Below are 16,703 nucleotides of genomic sequence, written 5' to 3'. Positions count from 1 at the left end.
TTGTCACTCGCCGGTGACGCCGTCGATGCGTTCGCGGATCAGGTCGGCGTGGCCGTTGTGGCGGGCGTACTCCTCGATCATGTGCACGTACACCCAGCGCAGGTTGAAGGTGCGCTTCTTCGCGCCGACCTCGGCGAACGTCTCGTCGAGCGAGTGACCGGCGGCGGCCTCGCGGGCCAGCGCCACCTCGCGGTGGAAGATGGCGAAGTCGGTCTCGGCGTCGGCGGCGCTGACGTCGTGGTCGGCGTCCGGGTTCTCCGGGGTGAAGTACGGGTAGTCGACAGGCGCGCCGGCGAAGTTCTCCCGGAACCACCAGGCCTCCACCTCGGCCAGGTGCCGGACCAGGCCGAGCAGGGTCAGCCCGGACGGTTCCACGCTCGGCGTCCGCAACTGCTCTCCGGTCAGGCCGGCGCACTTGAGCAGGAGTGTCTGCCGGTGGTAGTCGAGCCAGCCGTCGAGCATGGTGCGCTCGTCGCCGACGTACGGTTCGGGGGTCCGGGTTATCTCCGGCGCGATCCAGGTCATGCCGCGCATCCTGCCCGGCGCCTCGGACATGGCGCGACGGGTTATCAGGGCACCACGACGACGGGCCAGCGGCCGGCGCGGACCAGCCGGGTGGCGACCGAGCCGACCAGCCGGTGTCCGGCCTGCTCGGAGGCGCCGACGACCACCATGTCGGCCCGGAACTCGTCGGCCGCCGCGCACAGCTCGCCGTACGCGTCGCCGCGCCGCACCAGCAGGGTCACCGGAATGCCCCACTGCTCGGCCCCACGCCGGCACTCGCGGCGCAGTTCGTCGGCCAACTCGTCGTGGGTGCGCTGGACCGCCCCGGCGTCCATGCCGGGCACCAGGGCGGTCAGCCCGCTCGGTGAGCTGACGAAGACCACCACCAGCGCGGCGCTCTGCCGACGGGCCAGGCCCGCGGCGTAGGAGCCGGCCCGCTCGGAGGTGCGGGTGCCGTCGACACCCGCCATGATCACCCGAGGGCCGTCCGTGCCGCGCTCGAAGGGCAGCGGTCGGGTCCGGGGACCGTACTCCTCGCGGTCCGGTGCTCCCACGCCCATGGTTCTACCTCACCTCTGCTCGCCGGTACGGATCACGGGTGCGCCAGCGCCGGCAGCGAGAGTCGATTCCCGCTCGACCTGGTCGGAAACCGGGTTGCCGTTGTGCTGGCGCAGCGGCACCTCCTTGATGAAGGACACCGCGATCAGCGCGATCAGCGCGAACGGGGCGGCGGCCAGGAAGATGTCACCGGCGCCGTGGCCGTACGCGCTCTCCACCACCGCCCGCAGCGGGCCGGGCAGGGTGTGCACGTCGGGCAGGGCGCCGCCGCTGCCGGAGCTGGAGGCGGGGATACCGAGTTGGGCCAGCCCGTCGGCGGTGTAGTCCTTGACCTTGTGGGCGAGCACCGCTCCGAGGGCGGAGACGCCGATCGCGCCACCCAGGCTGCGGAAGAACGCCACCACCGAGCTGGCCGCGCCGAGTTCGTGCGGGCCGACGGTGTTCTGCACGGCGAGGACCAGGTTCTGCATGGTCATGCCCAGGCCGACGCCGATCAGCAGCATGTAGACGCTGAGCAGTGTGAAGCTGGTGTCGGCGCGAAGGGTGCCCATCAGCGCGAAGCCGATGGTGAGCAGCGCCGAGCCGATGACCAGGTACCGCTTCCAGCGGCCGGTCTTGCTGATGACCCGCCCGATGACTGTGGACGCGACCAGAAGGCCGAGGATCATCGGCAGGGTCATCAGGCCGGACATGGTCGGGCTCTGACCGCGGCTGATCTGGAAGTACTGGCCCAGGAAGATCGACGCGCCGAACATGCCCACGCCGACGGCGATGCTCGCGACGACGGCGAGGGTGATGGTGCGGTTGCGGAACAGCCGCGGCGGGATCATCGGCTCGGCGGCCCGGGTCTCGACCCGGATCGCCAGCGCGCCGAGGACCAACGCGCCGACGACCATGACGGCGGTCTGCCAGGAGGCCCAGGCGAACTGGTCGCCGGCGAGCGAGACCCAGATCAGCAGCACCGAGACGGCCGCGGTGATCAGGGTGGCTCCCCACCAGTCGATCTCGGCCTTCCGCTTGACCACCGGTAGGTGCAGGGTCTTCTGGAGCACGATCAGCGCGAGGATGGCGAACGGCACGCCGACGTAGAAGCACCAGCGCCAGCCGAGCCAGGAGGTGTCCACGATCACGCCGCCGATCAGCGGACCGCCGATGGTGCCGACGGCCATCACGGCGCCGAGGTAGCCGCTGTAGCGGCCTCGTTCGCGGGGCGCGATCATCGTGGCCATGATCACCTGGGCCAGCGCGGTGAGACCGCCGGCGCCGATGCCCTGGAGCACCCGGCAGGCGATCAGCTCACCGGTGCCCTGGGCGAGCCCGGCCAGCACCGAGCCCAGCACGTAGATCCCCAGGGCGAGCTGGACCAGGGTCTTCTTGCTGGTCAGGTCGGCCATCTTGCCCCAGATGGGGGTGGTCGCTGTGGTCGCGAGCAGGGCCGAGGTCACCACCCAGGTGTACGCGGACTGGCCGCCGTGCAGTTCGGTGATGATCCGCGGCAGCGCGTTCGAGATGACCGTGGAGGAGAGGATCGCGACGAACAGACCCAGCAGCAGGCCGGAGAGTGCTTCCAGGATCTGCCGGTGGGTCATGGTCACGGCGGTCGCCTGGGGAGGCGCTGTCGCCTGGCTCATCGTTTGTTGCCTCCGAGCGGAGTCGAGGTGGAACGGCGGGGCTGGTACGCACGGGCCGCCTGGGAGTTGCCTGAGGCAACCGTATGTCTTGGTTGCCTGAAGCAACAACTTGATGGAACGGCGCCCTATTCCCCGGCGCTGTGCGGCTACTGCCAGGGGCCGCCCGGAGTGGGCGGCTACTGCCAGGAGTCGTTGAACCGGCCGAGCAGCCGGGCGAACTCCTCGACGTCCCGCTCCGGCCAGCCGTCCAGAGCGCGCAGGAACTCGCCCAGCCGGGCCGCGCGGGCCACGTCGAACCGGCGCTGCCCCTCGTCGGTGAGGCCTATCTGCGCGGCCCGCCGGTCACTCGGATCAGGGTCGCGGTGCACCAGACCGAGGACCTCCAGCGCGTTGATCTGACGGCTCAGCGTCCCCTTGCCCACGCCCAGCCGCGCCGCCAACTCGGTCAACCGGATCGACCCGCTACGCCGCAACCAGAGCAGCAACCCGTAGGTGTTCGGCTCCAGGTTCGGGTGCACCTCCCGGGCGATCTCCCAGGAGACCGCCCGGCCACGACGCAGCAGAGCGGTCAACTCGTGCTCAACCGCCCGGATCGGCTCCGGCAGGTGCTCGTCCACGGCGTAGAGACTACGGCGCGGCCGGCTCGCCGTCGCCGGAGAGCCGACGCCGCATCACCGGGCGTAGGTGCCCATCCTTGGTGGTGCCCTCGATGACCACGTCGGCCCCGCGTCCGTGATGGGTCAGTGTGGCGACGGCGTTACCGAAGTACGGGCCGGCCAGCTTGCGCCAGCGCACCCCCGGTCGAGGTACGCCCGCCGAACGGGCCAGCGCCCGGGTGGCCCCAGCCGGACCGGGCGACCAACCCAGCCGCATCAACGGACGGATGCCCGCTGGCACCTGGTTGTGGATCGGCGAACAGGTGAGCTGGTGCACCGGAGTGACAACCGCCGGGTCCGGGAACCGGGCCTGCGCGACGTACGAGTGGTGCACGTCACCGGAGAGCACGCTGATCGACGCCGGTGGGGCGTACGCCGGGCCGGCCCCGATCCGCGCGCCGGACTGCCGCGGCGTGCCGGTGCCGATGCGGGCGAACGTCTCCGCGAGCCCCTCGAAGGACCGCCGGAACGCCGCCCAGTGCTCCAGGTCCAGGGCGCGACGCAGCTTCTCCGCCCCGCGCGCCACCCACGGCCGGCGTGAGTCCGCCAGTTTCTCGTTCCATGCCTCGATGTGGTGGATGCCCTGCGGCAGCAGCCAGGGCAGCGAGGCGCCCACCACCAGGTGGTCGTAGACCCCGTGCGCCTGGTCGAGGAACCAGGCCCACTCGCCGGGCGGCAGCATCGCCCGGCTGTTGGACTCGAGCACCCGGCTGCACCGGTTGTCCAGCATGACCAGCCGGGTCCGGCCCAGGTCCAGTGCGTAGCTCCACTGGTACTGCACCGCGCGCCAACGCTCGGTGTCGTGCGCCAGGTCGGACTCCTGGTCGACCCGGTGGCCGAACTCGCGCAGCACGCTGGTGGCGTCCTCGGCGGCGGCGACCTTCGCGAAGACCGGATCGGCGACGATCTCGTCGGGGGAGAGATTGCCCAGGTGCTGGTAGACCCAGTAGGAGGCGAGCCCACTGCCGATCCGCTCCTGCCACCACGGCTGCTCGCGCACCTCGGCTCGCCACGCCGCCGAGGTGTTCCAGTCGTCGATGATCTCGTGGTCGTCGAAGATCATCACGCTGGGGACTGTGGAGAGCAGCCAGCGGATCTCCGGATCGCGCCAGGACTCCAGGTAGAGCTTGGTGTACTCGTCGAAGCTCACCACCTGGTCGGCCGGAGCGCCCTTCGGCCGCCGCCGCCGTCGACGCAGCAGCCGGCGCACTGTCGGCGAGGTGACGTCGGCGTAGACCTGGTCTCCGAGCAGCACCAGCAGGTCCGGCAGCGGGTTCGACTCCGGGTCGGCCATCAACCTCCGGGCGTACGCGTCCAACGCGTCCGGTGGCAGCTTGCGGGTGGTGGCGTGCTGGGTGGTCTCGCGACACGAGCCGAAGATCAGATTTACCGGCTGGTCCCGATCGTCGACGGCCCGGGTGCGGATCACGCTCGGCGGGAACCCGCTGCTCGGCACCGGCCAGACGATCTCGTCGTCGACCAGCACCTCGTAGGTGGTCTCGCTGTCCGGGGCGAGGCCCTCCACCACCACGAGGGCGTAGTGGTGGTCGTACGCTGAGAAGGTGGGCGCGGTGCCGGTGGCACCGCTGGCAGTGCGGACGGTGACCACGGCGGGCGCCGCCGTCTCCACCCAGATCGTCGCCCGGGTGTCCACCACTCGCCGCAGAAGTGGGCCGATGAGGAGGTGTGCGGCGGGCATGCGGCCGAGCCTACCGCCGGTCCCCGGCACCGGCCGGGGTGCGGTGGCTGAGACTCCGGGCACGGCTCGGGGTGCGGTGGCTGGGACGCCGCCGCCGGCATCTGACAGGATTCCGGCATGGCCGAATATCTCGTCCTCGCTCTGGTCCTGCTCGGTGTGCTGATCGCCGGCACAGTCGGGCTGGTCGTGCCGCGATTGCGGCGGCGGCCCGAGCCCCCGCTGCCACGCACCGAGGTCGACACCAGGGCTGAGGAGGATCTCGCCGGCCCGCCGGTCGAGGCACCGGAGTCCGATCTGTCCACCGGTGTCCTGGTCGAGCCGCCGCCGGTGCTCGAACCGCAGGTCGAGGTCCCCGAGCCGACCGCCGGGCGGCTGGTCCGGCTCCGCTCCCGGCTGTCCCGCTCACAGAACGTGTTCGGCAAGAGCCTGCTCGGCCTGCTCGCCCGTGATCACCTCGACGAGGACGTCTGGGAGGAGATCGAGGACAGCCTGATCACCGCCGACGTCGGCGTCGACGCCACCCGCGACATCGTCGACCGGCTCCGCGAGCGCACCCGGGTGCTCGGCACCCGCTCGGCCTCCGAGCTGCGGGCGCTGCTCGCCGCCGAGCTCGTCAACGCGCTCGACCCGAGCCTGGACCGCTCGTTGCGGACCGCACCCAAGGACGGCGTGCCGGCGGTGGTCCTGGTCGTCGGCGTCAACGGCGCCGGCAAGACCACCACCTGCGGCAAGATCGCCCGGGTGCTGGTGGCCGACGGTCGCAGCGTGCTGCTCGGCGCGGCGGACACCTTCCGGGCCGCCGCGGCCGACCAACTGGAGACCTGGGGCTCGCGCGTCGGAGCGGAGACCGTGCGGGGGCCCGAGGCCGCCGACCCGGCCAGCGTCGCGTTCGACGCCGTCAAGCGCGGCATCGACACCGGCGTGGACACCGTGCTCATCGACACCGCCGGCCGCCTGCAGAACAAGGTCGGCCTGATGGACGAGCTGGGCAAGGTCAAGCGCGTGGTGGAGAAGCAGGGCCCGATCGACGAGACACTGCTCATCCTGGACGCCACCACCGGGCAGAACGGCCTGGAGCAGGCCCGCGTCTTCACCGAGGTGGTGAACGTGACAGGGGTGGTGCTGACCAAGCTCGACGGCACCGCCAAGGGCGGCATCGTGATCGCCGTGCAGCGCAAGCTCGGCATCCCCGTGAAGCTGGTCGGCCTCGGCGAAGGCAAGGACGACCTGGCCCCGTTCGACCCGGCGCAGTTCGTCGACGCGTTGCTGGGGACCGAGGCCACCGGCCGGGACGCGTAGTCTCGGGTGACCACTGACGATCGCGCGTACGCGGGCTGGCGTGACCCTGGCCATCCTTCGCAGCGCCTCGGGAGACCGTACGTGACTTCGCAGGAGATCCCGCTGCACGGCGGCAACGTGAGCACCGTTGTCCGCGTGGGTGACACGGTCCGGCGCAACGCCGGACCGTGGACCCCGTCCGTGCACGCGCTGCTGCGCCACCTTGAGTACGTGGGGTTCACCGGAGCGCCCCGGGCGCTCGGGATGGACGAGCGCAACCGTGAGGTGCTGTCGTACCTGGAGGGGGAGTGCGGAGAATATCCGCTCGCCCCGCACTGGGTGACCGACGAGGCCCTGGTCACCGTCGCCACCATGCTGCGGATGTTCCACGACGCGCAGTACGGCTTCACTCCTCCGCAGGCGGCGGTCTGGCGCTCGTTCGGGCCCCCACCACCGGACACCGAGGTGATCTGCCACCACGACGCCGCGCCGCACAACGTGATCTGGCGTCCGGACGGCACTCTCGGGCTGATCGACTTCGACCTCGCCTCGCCCGGAGCGCGGATCTACGACGTGGCGTACGCGGCCTGGACCTGGGTGCCGATCTTCGCGGACCGCGACTCGATCACGCTGGGCTGGAAGCACCCGGACCGGCCGCGCCGCCTCCGGCTCTTCGCCGACGCGTACGGGCTGATCCCCCGGGACCGGCACCGGCTGATCCGGACCATCCGTAAACGGATCGTGGACCACGTCGAGGGGATCCGGCGGATGGCCGCCGCCGGCGAGCCGGCGTTCGTCCGGATCGTGCACAAGGGCCACCTGCGTCGACCGATGCGCGATCTGCGACTGCTCGACTACGAGCGGCACACCCTGGAGAACGCCCTCCGCTGAGCGCCGACCGGTCGATGCTCGGCCGGGCCGGTCGATCGCACCGGTCGATGCCGTTGACCGGTCAGCCATCGACGATCGCCGTCCGGTCGATCCACAATCGTCCATGCTGATGACCGTGCGGAGTTCGTGACACGTCCGAAACAACCCGTCACGAAACGGAAACCCGCACGGGACCCAAAGTGAAACAGCCGGCCGCGAAGCTTCCGCGCAACCGGCCTACGGGCGACGCTGCCCCGGAAAGCCGCGAAGGAGGACTTCACCTTTAGGAGGCCAGCGTGCCTGAAGCACCGACGATCGACGGCGCCAATACCACGTGGCTGCTGGTTTCGACCGCGCTCGTGCTGCTCATGACCCCCGGACTGGCGCTGTTCTACGGCGGCCTCAACCGGGCCAAGGGCGTACTCAACATGATGATGATGAGCTTCTCGGCTATCGGGCTCATCTCTATTCTGTGGTGGTTCTACGGATTCAGCGTCGCCTTCGGGACCGACGTGAACGGCTTCTGGGGCGACCCGGGCGCGTACCTCGGCACCAAGACCTTCCTCGCCGAAACCGACCTGTGGGGTGCCACGGCGGAGAACCCCAGCGGCATCGGCGTCCCGCTCTACGTGTTCATGGCCTTCCAGATGGTCTTCGCGGTGATCACCGTCGCGCTGATCAGCGGTGCCATCGCCGACCGGGCCAAGTTCGCCGGCTGGCTGCTGTTCGCCTTCGGCTGGGCCACCCTGGTCTACTTCCCGGTCGCCCACTGGGTGTGGGGCGGCGGCATCATCGGCGGTGACATCCACGCACTGGACTTCGCCGGTGGCACCGCTGTGCACATCAACGCCGGTGCGGCGGCCCTGGCCGTGGTCCTGGTCCTCGGTAAGCGGCTCGGTTGGCCGCGTGAGGGCATGAAGCCGCACAACATCCCGCTTGTCGCGCTCGGTGCTGGTCTGCTGTGGTTCGGCTGGTTCGGGTTCAACGCCGGCTCGGAGCTGACAGTCGACTCGGTCGCCGGACTCGCCTTCATCAACACCCAGCTCGCCACGGCGGCGGCGGTGCTCGGCTGGATCGCTGTCGAGTGGGTCAAGACCCGGAAGCCGACGATGGTCGGTGCCTCGTCCGGCGCCGTCGCCGGCCTGGTCGCCATCACCCCGGCCTGTGGCTTCATCGCACCGTGGGCGTCAGTGCTGCTCGGCATCGTCGCCGGGGCGGTGTGCGCGCTCGCCGTCAGCCTCAAGTACAAGCTCGGCTACGACGACTCGCTCGACGTGGTCGGCGTGCACTTCGTCGGTGGTTGGATCGGGTCGCTCTGGCTCGGCCTCTTCGCCACCAATTCGGTGAACGCCGCGATCACCGACGTGGTGGGCGCCTCCGACGGCCTCTTCTACGGCGGCGGCGCGACCCAGCTCGGGCGGCAGGCCCTCGCCGGCCTGATCGTCACCGCCTGGTCGTTCGGCATCGCCTGGGTGCTCGCCTTCGTCATCGAGAAGACGATCGGCTTCCGCGTCACTGGTGAGGCGGAGGTCGAGGGTATCGACATCGCCGAGCACGCCGAGAGCAGCTACGACCTGTCCCCGGCCGGCGGCGGCACGGGCAGCGCGTTCGCGATGGCCGGCATCGGCACCCCCGGTGGCGGCACGACGAGTGGTGCCAAGCCGGAGGCGGAGCCCGCCGAGCCGGTCAGCGAAAAGGTCGCCGGTTAACGTTCCTGGGATGGAGGGGTTGGACATGAAGCTGGTGACCGCAGTCATCAAGCCGTACCAACTGGACGCGGTGAAGGAGGCCCTGCACGCCCTCGGGGTGGCCGGGCTGACCGTCAGCGAGGTTCAGGGGTACGGGCGGCAGAAGGGGCACACCGAGGTCTACCGGGGTGCCGAGTACACGGTCGAGTTCCTGCCCAAGATCCGGGTCGAGGTGCTCACCGACGAGATCGACGTCGACAAGGTGGTGGACGCCATCGTCGGAGCGGCCCGCACGGGCAAGATCGGTGACGGCAAGGTCTGGGTCACCGGTGTCGAAGAGGTCGTCCGGGTACGTACCGGCGAACGCGGCCTCGACGCACTCTGACGCGGCCACTACCGACATGACCTCGTTGATCAAGAAGAACGCGTCAGGACCCGCCGATGACGGCGACGCGAACCTCTTGATCAACGAGGTCGTCGGCGTTCCCGGGGGGATCGGGGAAGCGGCTCGGCGGGGACGGGCCGCGGCCTACGACTCGTTCCTGCGTGGGTTGCTGCCGGCGCGGGACGGGGTGGCGCTGCTGGCCGTCGGGGGGCTGGGTCGGCGGCAGTGTGCTCCGTACAGCGACCTCGACCTGGTGCTGCTGCACGCAGGTGTGCCCGGCACCGACGAGTTGGCCGCCTCGGTCTGGTACCCGATCTGGGACGCGGGCCTGCGGCTCGACCACTCCGTACGCACCGTCGCCGAGGCGCTCTCGGTGGCCCAGGACGACGTCAAGGTCGCCCTCGGGCTGCTCGACGCCCGGTTGATCGTGGGGGACCAGGCGCTGGCCGACGCGCTGATCCGCACCGCCGCCGATCACTGGCGGCGCACCGCCGTCCGGCACCTGCCCGGCCTGCGCGAGGTCACCGAAGCCCGTTGGCAGGCCCACGGTGAACTGGCGTTCCTGCTGGAGGGCGACCTCAAGGAGGCCGCCGGTGGTCTGCGCGACGTGGGGCTGCTGCGGGCGATCTCCGCCGCCGGCATCACCGACGCGCTGCGCCCCGCCGTACGCGCCGCTCACCTGCGGCTGTTGGACACCCGCGACGCGCTGCACCAGCAGGTCGGCCGACGGGTCGACCGGCTGGTCGCCCAGGAGCGCGACGGAGTGGCCAACCTGCTCGGCCTGCGCCAACCCCAGTCCGGCGCGTCTGACGCCGCGCGGCGCCCGGGAGCCGTCGTGGAAGACGGCGACGCGCTGCTGCGTCGGGTTGCCGGTGACGCCCGCACGGTCAGCCACGCCCTGGACGACGCCTTCCGGGCTGCCGACCGGCTGCGCTCCGGCCGCTCCCGCGGCGGCACCGGCCGCCCGGCCCGCCGCCCGGTCGCCCGCGACGTGGTCGAACACGACGGCGAGTTGGTGCTCGCCCGCACGGCGATCGGGGCGCGCCCCGACCCGAGCCTCTCGCTGCGGGTGGCCGCCGCGTCGGCCACTACCCGAATCCCCATCGCGCGGGCCACCTGCGAGTGGCTGGCGGCGTACTGCCCGCCCCTGCCGGCTCCCTGGCCGGCCGAGGCCCGGGCCGCGCTGATCACCCTGCTGGGCGCCGGTCCCGGCCTGGTGCCGGCCTGGGAGACCTGCGACCGGTACGGGCTGGTCGACGGCTGGCTGCCCGAGTGGACCCGGCTGCGCAGCCTGCCCCAGCACAACCCGGTGCACCGCTTCACCCTCGACCGGCACCTCGTGCAGACCGCGCACGAGGCCAGCCGGCACGCCCGCGAGGTGGAGCGCCCCGACCTGCTGCTCCTCGGCGCTCTCCTGCACGACATCGGCAAGGGCCTCCCTGGTGACCACAGCACCGTCGGTGTGCCGGTTGCCCAGGCGGTGGCCACCAGGATCGGTCTGCCCACCGCGGAGGTCGAGCTGATCGGCAAGCTGGTCCGGCTGCACCTGCTGCTGCCCGACGTGGCCACCCGCCGGGACCTGAGCGACCCGGTCACCATCGCCTCGGTGGCCGAGGCGGTCGGCGATACCGGCACCCTCGACGTGCTGCACGCGTTGGTCCGCGCCGACGCGGCGGCGACCGGCCCGGCGGCCTGGTCCGACTGGAAGGGCCGACTCGTCGCCGAACTGGTCGCCCGGGTTCGCACCGCGCTGGACACCGGCGTACTCCCCGAGCCACCCGCCCCGGACCCGGAGTTGCTGGCCGGGCCACTGCCGGTCGTCCACCTGACCGGCGACCGGGTGTCGGTCGCGGCGGCGGACCGGCGAGGTCTGCTCGCCACGGTGGCCGGCTGCCTGGCGCTGCACCGGCTGGAGGTGATCTCCGCGGACGCCTCCGCCGTCGACGGCCGGGCCCTGGTCGAGTGCCGGGTGCAGCCCCGCTACGGCCTTCCGCCGGACCCGGTCCCCCTCCGCGCCGACCTGCGCCGGGCGGTCGCCGGCGACGTGTCGGTCACCCAACGGCTGCGCGGTCGTGCGCTCGCCAGCCGTGGCGCAGGCGCGGCGCCACGAGTGGTCTGGCACCGCGAGGCGGCCACCGACGCCGTACTGCTGGAACTGCGCGCCGCCGACGCCGCCGGGCTGCTCTACCGGGTCGCCTGCGCGCTCGACGAGGCCGGCGCCCTGGTTCGCGCGGCCCGCATCTCCACCCTCGGCGCCGACGTGGTCGACGCCTTTTATCTGGTGGGCGGTTGGCCGGACGACGCCACCCGGGCCCGCCTTGAGGCCGCCGTCCTCGCCGCCGTCTGACCCACGACCGAGAACGGCCGAGCGCTGCTCGGCCGTTGGCCGCTCGTGCCAGCCCGGTCACTCCCACGAGCGTGATGCCTCACAGTCATCGTGATGCCTCACAGTCATCAGGCTGAGGGTGCCCGCCGGCAACGCGGTGCGATCGGAGTTTCGTCCCCGCGGCGGGTACGTCCGGGGGCGTAGGGGCGGTGCCGCTCGTGGACGCACGTCGAGCGGCACCCGCGCGGGCAGAATGACGGCCATGCGACGAGGCGGACGGTGGCGGTGGCCGGAGGTGGCGGCGGATGCCGCGCTCGCCCTGGTGCTGCTCGGGTTCGGATTGCTCGCCACGGGTCTGGCCGGGGACAACCAGCCGGGGTCGAGGCCGGTGGACACCGCCAGTCGGCTGCTGATCGCCGTCGCCGCGCTCGCCCTGCTGGTCCGGCGGCGAGCTCCGGTCGCCACCCTCGCCGTGGTCACCGTGGCCATCTCGACGTACCTGCTGATCGGCTACCCGTACGGGCCGATTCTGGTCACGTTCCTGGTCGCGGTCTACACAGTGGCCGTGTGGCTGCCGGTGCGACAGGCGGCGCTCGCCACCGGTGGCGCGTTCGTCCTGTTGTTGGCGCACGTCTTCTTCGGGCGGGGGCCTGGGTCGGGTTGGACGGGAGTGCTGCCCGCGTCGGCCTGGGTGGTCGTACCGTTCGCGGTGGCGGTGGTGGTGCGGGCGAGCCGTGAGGCGACCGCGCGTACCCGTGCCGAAGAGGCCCGCAGCCGAGTTGAGCAGGCGCGACGGCAGGCCGACGAGGAGCGGCTGCGCATCGCGCAGGAGGTGCACGACGTGGTGGGGCACGGGTTGGCCGCGATCAGCATGCAGGCGGAGATCGCCCTGCACCTGCTGCCGAAGCGGCCGGAGCAGGCGGAGGTGGCCCTGACCGCGATCAGCCGGACCAGCCGCGAGGCGTTGGACGAGCTGCGGGTCACCCTGGGCGCGGTGCGGCGGGGTGCCGAGCGCGAGCCGGTACCCGGCCTGGCCCGGCTCCCCGCGCTGCGCGACCGGCTCGCCGGGGCGGGGCTCGCCGTCGAGGTGCGCGTGGTCGGGGACCCCCGGGAGGTGCCGGCCGCTGTCGACCTGGCCGCGTACCGGGTGGTGCAGGAGGCGTTGACCAACGTGCTGCGGCACGCGGGAGTGGCGAGCGCGGAGGTGACAGTGGACTACCGCGTCGACGAGGTGACCGTCGAAGTCACCGACCGGGGGGTGGGTGCGGACCGCGCCGGGACGGCTCCGGCCGACGACGAGGGTGGCCACGGTCTGGCCGGGATGCGCGAGCGGGTCGAGGCGCTCGGCGGGCGGTTGAGCACCGGGCCGCGCGCCGTGGGCGGGTTCCGGGTGTACGCCGGGCTGCCGGTGGAGCCGACGACGTGATCCGGGTGCTGATCGCCGACGACCAGGACCTGGTCCGGCTCGGGCTGCGTGCGCTGGTGGAGAGCGAGGACGACCTGGCGCTGGCCGGAGAGGCGTCCGACGGGCTGCGGGCTGTCGAGTTGGCCCGCCGGGTTCGGCCGGACGTGGTGCTGATGGACATCCGGATGCCCGGCATCGACGGCATCGAGGCGACCCGCCGTATCGTCGCCGACCCCGATCTGACCGGCACGCGGGTGGTGGTGCTCACCACCTTCGAGCTGGACGAGTACGTCTTCGACGCGCTGCGGCACGGTGCGAGCGGGTTCCTCACCAAGGACACCAGACCGGCTGAGCTGCTGCGCGCGATCCGGCTCGTCGCCGAGGGGGAGGCGCTGCTGTCGCCGTCGGTCACCCGCCGGGTGGTGCGGGAGTTCGCCACCCGGCCGTCCCGGGTGCTTCGTCCGCACCCCCGACTGGAGGCGCTGACCGATCGCGAGCGTCAGGTCGTCGGCCTGGTCGGTGAGGGCCTGAACAACGAGGAGATCGCCGCACAGCTCGTGGTCAGCCCGGCGACCGCGCGGACCCACGTCAGCCGGGCGATGGGCAAGCTGGGAGCCCGGGACCGGGCCCAGCTCGTCGTGTTCGCGTACCAGTCGGGGTTGGTGTCGGGGTGAGGCCCGGGCCGGGCGACAGCGGCCCTACGGCCGGGCGGTTACCCTAGCGGTGGCCGGACTCCGCAGTGCCGGCCGCGTTGTGCCCGCCGGAACACTGACAAACGGGATGTTCGCGTGTTTGACACCTTGAGTGACCGCCTGTCCGGGATCTTCACCAAGCTCCGCGGCAAGGGGCGGCTCACCGACGCCGACATCGACGCCACCGCGCGCGAGATCCGCCTCGCGCTGCTGGAGGCGGACGTCGCGCTGCCGGTGGTCAAGGGCTTCATCGCGGCCGTCAAGGAGCGGGCCCGCAGTTCCGAGGTCTCCCAGGCGCTGAACCCGGCCCAGCAGATCATCAAGATCGTCAACGAAGAGCTGATCAAGGTGCTCGGCGGCGAGGGCCGACGGCTCCAGTTCGCCAAGCAGCCGCCGACGGTGATCATGTTGGCCGGCCTCCAGGGTTCCGGTAAGACGACGCTCGCCGGCAAGCTGGCCCGCTGGCTCAAGGGGCAGGGACACCAGCCGCTGCTCGTCGCCGCCGACCTCCAGCGCCCCAACGCCGTCGGGCAGCTCCAGGTCCTCGGTGGCCGGGCCGGTGTCGAGGTGTACGCCCCGGAGCCCGGCAACGGCACCGGTGACCCGGTGCAGGTGGCCCGCGCGTCGATCGAGCACGCGAAGCGCGCCGCCCGCGACATCGTCATCGTCGACACCGCCGGCCGGCTCGGCATCGACGCCGAGATGATGCAGCAGGCCGCCGACATCCGCGACGCCGTCTCGCCGGACGAGGTCATCTTCGTCATCGACGCGATGGTCGGTCAGGACGCCGTCCGCACCGCCGAGGCGTTCCGCGATGGCGTCGGCATCACCGGTGTGGTGCTCTCCAAGCTCGACGGCGACGCCCGCGGTGGTGCCGCGCTGTCGGTCCGCGAGGTCACCGGGCAGCCGATCCTGTTCGCCTCCACCGGTGAGAAGCTGGAGGACTTCGATGTCTTCCACCCCGACCGGATGGCCAGCCGGATCCTCGGCATGGGCGACGTCCTCACTCTGATCGAGCAGGCCGAGCAGGCCTTCGACTCCGATCAGAAGGAGAAGATGACCGCCAAGCTGATGGGCGGGGAGCAGTTCACCCTTGACGACTTCCTCGACCAGCTCATCGCGGTACGGCGGATGGGCCCGATCGCCAACGTGCTGGCCATGATGCCCGGCATGGGGCAGATGAAGGACCAGCTCGCCGACCTGGACGACAGCCACTTCGACCGGGTCACCGCGATCATCCGGTCGATGACCCCGGGCGAGCGGACCAACCCGAAGATCATCAACGGTTCCCGCCGGGCGCGCATCGCCAACGGCTCCGGGGTCACCGTGATGGACGTCAACCAGCTGCTCAACCGCTTCGCCGACGCGCAGAAGATGATGAAGCAGATGGGCGGCATGATGGGCCTGCCCGGCGGTGGCCGCCGCAAGGCGACCAAGTCGCCGAAGAACAAGCGCAAGGGCACCAAGGGTGGCGGTCGTCCGCGTACCGGCGCGGGCGCCGGGATGCCCGCCGGCTTCCCGGGTGGCATGCCGCAGCTCCCGCCGGGGATGGACCCCAACGACCTCGCCGGCGGCCAGGGCCTTCCGCCCGGCTTCAAGCTCCCGAAGATCGACTTCAACAAGCTCGGCAAGGGCGGCGACAAGGGCCCGCGCTGACGCGTGTCGGTGACGGCAGGCGACGTAATCCTTGCCAACCATGAGTACGAGCAGGTCGCCCACACCGAGGACCTGTTCGTCACCGAGCAGCCCTGAAAGGTCTCCGTGGACCTGCCGGCGCTGACCACCCGGAAGACCCACCTGCTCGCCCCCGGGGCGGAGTGATCGGGTAGGACTGTGCGCATGGCTCTTCATGTGCGCGGCGTGCTGCTCCCCGACGACGAGGTACGGGATCTCTGGCTGGTCGGCGACCGGGTGACCTTCACCCCGGTGCCCGGCGCGGAGACCGTCGTCGACCGTGGTTTCGTGCTGCCAGGGCTGGTCGACGCGCACTGCCACATCGGCATCGCCCGAGGTGGCGCCCCGATCACCTCGCTCGACCAGGCCCGCGCACTGGCCCACGTCGACCGGGACGCCGGGGTGCTGGCGATCCGGGACGCCGGCTCGCCGTACCCGTACCCCGAACTCGACGACGAGCCGGACCTGCCGCGACTGGCCCGCGCGGGCCAGCACGTCGCCCCGCCGAAGCGCTACCTGCGCGACATCGGCGTGGAGGTCGACTCGACCGAGGTGGCCGCCACTGTGGCCGCGCAGGCGCGGGCCGGCAACGGCTGGGTCAAGCTGGTCGGCGACTGGATCGACAGGGGCGTCGGTGACCTGGCGCCAGCCTGGGACGCGGACACCCTCACCGCCGCCGTGCGGGCGGCGCACGACGCCGGGGTACGCGCCGCGGTGCACACCTTCTCCGAGTCGGCCGTCGAGATCATGGTGCGGGCCGGGGTGGACTCGGTGGAACACGGCACCGGGCTCAGCCTCGACCTGGTCGACGACATGGCCCGCCAGGGCACCGCACTGGTCCCCACGATGATCAACATCGCCACCTTCGGGGGCATCGCCGAGCAGGCGCGGGGCAAGTTCCCCGGGTACGCCGACCACATGCTCGCGCTGCGCGACGGCTTCCCCGAGGTGGTGCGCGCCGCGTACGAGGCCGGAGTGCCCATCTACGTGGGCACCGACGCCGGCGGCGGCATCGACCACGGGCTCGCCGCCGAGGAGATGCTCCTGCTGCACGAACAGGCCGGCATGGCACCCATCGACGTACTCGCCGCCGCCTCCTGGGGCGCCCGAGCGTGGCTCGGCTTCGCCGGCCTGGTCGAAGGCGGCCTCGCCGACCTGACCGTCTACCCCGAAGACCCCCGCAGTGACCTGCGCGTCGTCCGTGCCCCGTCCCGCACGATCCTGCGCGGACGCGTCATCCGCTGACCTCCGCAGGCCGCGCCGCCCCGCACTGCGTCGCGCCCCGCGCTGCGTCGCGCCCCGCGCCGCGCCTCGCCCTGCGTCGCGCCCCGCCCCGC

Annotated in this window: 14 protein-coding genes; 9 read left to right on the top strand and 5 right to left on the bottom strand. The window is 71.8% G+C overall.

Translation table 11 applies throughout. The annotated features are described in order from the left end of the window. Nucleotides 1-3: 3 nt before the first annotated feature. The 5 genes from MED01_RS28375 to MED01_RS28355 all read right to left on the bottom strand — a co-directional run bounded on the left by MED01_RS28375 (nt 4) and on the right by MED01_RS28355 (nt 5,048). Entirely contained in the window at nt 4-525 is a 522-nt protein-coding gene (locus tag MED01_RS28375) for a DinB family protein (protein ID WP_238671574.1), read from the bottom strand. A 44-nt stretch (nt 526-569) separates the two neighbouring features. After that, complete coding sequence (locus MED01_RS28370) at nt 570-1,064, bottom strand: universal stress protein (RefSeq protein WP_238671573.1); 495 nt, start codon at nt 1,062-1,064, stop codon at nt 570-572. A 9-nt stretch (nt 1,065-1,073) separates the two neighbouring features. Continuing rightward, entirely contained in the window at nt 1,074-2,651 is a 1,578-nt protein-coding gene (locus tag MED01_RS28365) for an MDR family MFS transporter (protein ID WP_504899867.1), read from the bottom strand. Between the two features lie 218 nt (nt 2,652-2,869). Further along, the gene (locus tag MED01_RS28360; protein WP_238671571.1) at nt 2,870-3,310 is read right to left on the bottom strand and encodes a MarR family winged helix-turn-helix transcriptional regulator; all 441 of its coding nucleotides are present in this window, start codon (nt 3,308-3,310) and stop codon (nt 2,870-2,872) included. Between the two features lie 10 nt (nt 3,311-3,320). Further along, nucleotides 3,321-5,048 (bottom strand): alkaline phosphatase D family protein, encoded by a 1,728-nt coding sequence (locus MED01_RS28355; protein WP_238671570.1) that lies wholly within the window; start codon nt 5,046-5,048, stop codon nt 3,321-3,323. Between the two features lie 117 nt (nt 5,049-5,165). Between MED01_RS28355 and ftsY the strand changes: the two genes are divergently transcribed. The 9 genes from ftsY to MED01_RS28310 all read left to right on the top strand — a co-directional run bounded on the left by ftsY (nt 5,166) and on the right by MED01_RS28310 (nt 16,611). Further along, nucleotides 5,166-6,347, top strand: a complete 1,182-nt coding sequence (gene ftsY / locus MED01_RS28350) for a signal recognition particle-docking protein FtsY (RefSeq protein WP_112603473.1) — start codon at nt 5,166-5,168, stop codon at nt 6,345-6,347. 6 nt (nt 6,348-6,353) lie between these two features. Then, nucleotides 6,354-7,217 carry a phosphotransferase gene (locus MED01_RS28345; RefSeq protein ID WP_181518597.1) on the top strand — a complete coding sequence of 288 codons (864 nt, stop codon included), beginning with the start codon at nt 6,354-6,356 and terminating at the stop codon, nt 7,215-7,217. A 275-nt stretch (nt 7,218-7,492) separates the two neighbouring features. After that, nucleotides 7,493-8,905, top strand: a complete 1,413-nt coding sequence (locus MED01_RS28340) for an ammonium transporter (RefSeq protein WP_238671569.1) — start codon at nt 7,493-7,495, stop codon at nt 8,903-8,905. Between the two features lie 25 nt (nt 8,906-8,930). After that, nucleotides 8,931-9,269, top strand: coding sequence for a P-II family nitrogen regulator (locus tag MED01_RS28335; protein ID WP_172862163.1), 339 nt, complete (start codon nt 8,931-8,933; stop codon nt 9,267-9,269). 16 nt (nt 9,270-9,285) lie between these two features. After that, nucleotides 9,286-11,616: a [protein-PII] uridylyltransferase gene (locus MED01_RS28330; protein WP_238671568.1), complete on the top strand. Its 2,331-nt coding sequence runs from the start codon at nt 9,286-9,288 to the stop codon at nt 11,614-11,616. Between the two features lie 241 nt (nt 11,617-11,857). After that, the gene (locus MED01_RS28325) at nt 11,858-13,021 is read left to right on the top strand and encodes a sensor histidine kinase (protein WP_238671567.1); all 1,164 of its coding nucleotides are present in this window, start codon (nt 11,858-11,860) and stop codon (nt 13,019-13,021) included. Beyond that, complete coding sequence (locus MED01_RS28320; RefSeq protein WP_238671566.1) at nt 13,018-13,674, top strand: response regulator transcription factor; 657 nt, start codon at nt 13,018-13,020, stop codon at nt 13,672-13,674. The genes MED01_RS28325 and MED01_RS28320 overlap by 4 nt, the downstream gene beginning before the upstream one ends. Before the next feature lie 114 nt (nt 13,675-13,788). Then, the gene (ffh, locus tag MED01_RS28315; protein ID WP_238671565.1) at nt 13,789-15,348 is read left to right on the top strand and encodes a signal recognition particle protein; all 1,560 of its coding nucleotides are present in this window, start codon (nt 13,789-13,791) and stop codon (nt 15,346-15,348) included. A gap of 183 nt (nt 15,349-15,531) precedes the next feature. Then, entirely contained in the window at nt 15,532-16,611 is a 1,080-nt protein-coding gene (locus MED01_RS28310; protein ID WP_238671564.1) for an amidohydrolase family protein, read from the top strand. Nucleotides 16,612-16,703 lie beyond the last annotated feature (92 nt).

The organism is Micromonospora alfalfae (assembly GCF_022230925.1).
Lineage (GTDB): Bacteria > Actinomycetota > Actinomycetes > Mycobacteriales > Micromonosporaceae > Micromonospora > Micromonospora alfalfae.
This window is presented reverse-complemented; position numbering and strand designations above follow the sequence as displayed.

Excerpts from the sequence above, each read along its gene's own strand:
- MED01_RS28310 (WP_238671564.1), top strand. The coding sequence starts at position 15,532 with ATGGCTCTTCATGTGCGCGGCGTGCTGCTCCCCGACGACGAGGTACGG.
- MED01_RS28355 (WP_238671570.1), bottom strand. The coding sequence starts at position 5,048 with ATGCCCGCCGCACACCTCCTCATCGGCCCACTTCTGCGGCGAGTGGTG.
- MED01_RS28370 (WP_238671573.1), bottom strand. The coding sequence starts at position 1,064 with ATGGGCGTGGGAGCACCGGACCGCGAGGAGTACGGTCCCCGGACCCGA.
- ftsY (WP_112603473.1), top strand. The coding sequence starts at position 5,166 with ATGGCCGAATATCTCGTCCTCGCTCTGGTCCTGCTCGGTGTGCTGATC.
- MED01_RS28375 (WP_238671574.1), bottom strand. The coding sequence starts at position 525 with ATGACCTGGATCGCGCCGGAGATAACCCGGACCCCCGAACCGTACGTC.
- MED01_RS28335 (WP_172862163.1), top strand. The coding sequence starts at position 8,931 with ATGAAGCTGGTGACCGCAGTCATCAAGCCGTACCAACTGGACGCGGTG.
- MED01_RS28325 (WP_238671567.1), top strand. The coding sequence starts at position 11,858 with ATGCGACGAGGCGGACGGTGGCGGTGGCCGGAGGTGGCGGCGGATGCC.
- MED01_RS28330 (WP_238671568.1), top strand. The coding sequence starts at position 9,286 with ATGACCTCGTTGATCAAGAAGAACGCGTCAGGACCCGCCGATGACGGC.
- MED01_RS28365 (WP_504899867.1), bottom strand. The coding sequence starts at position 2,651 with ATGACCCACCGGCAGATCCTGGAAGCACTCTCCGGCCTGCTGCTGGGT.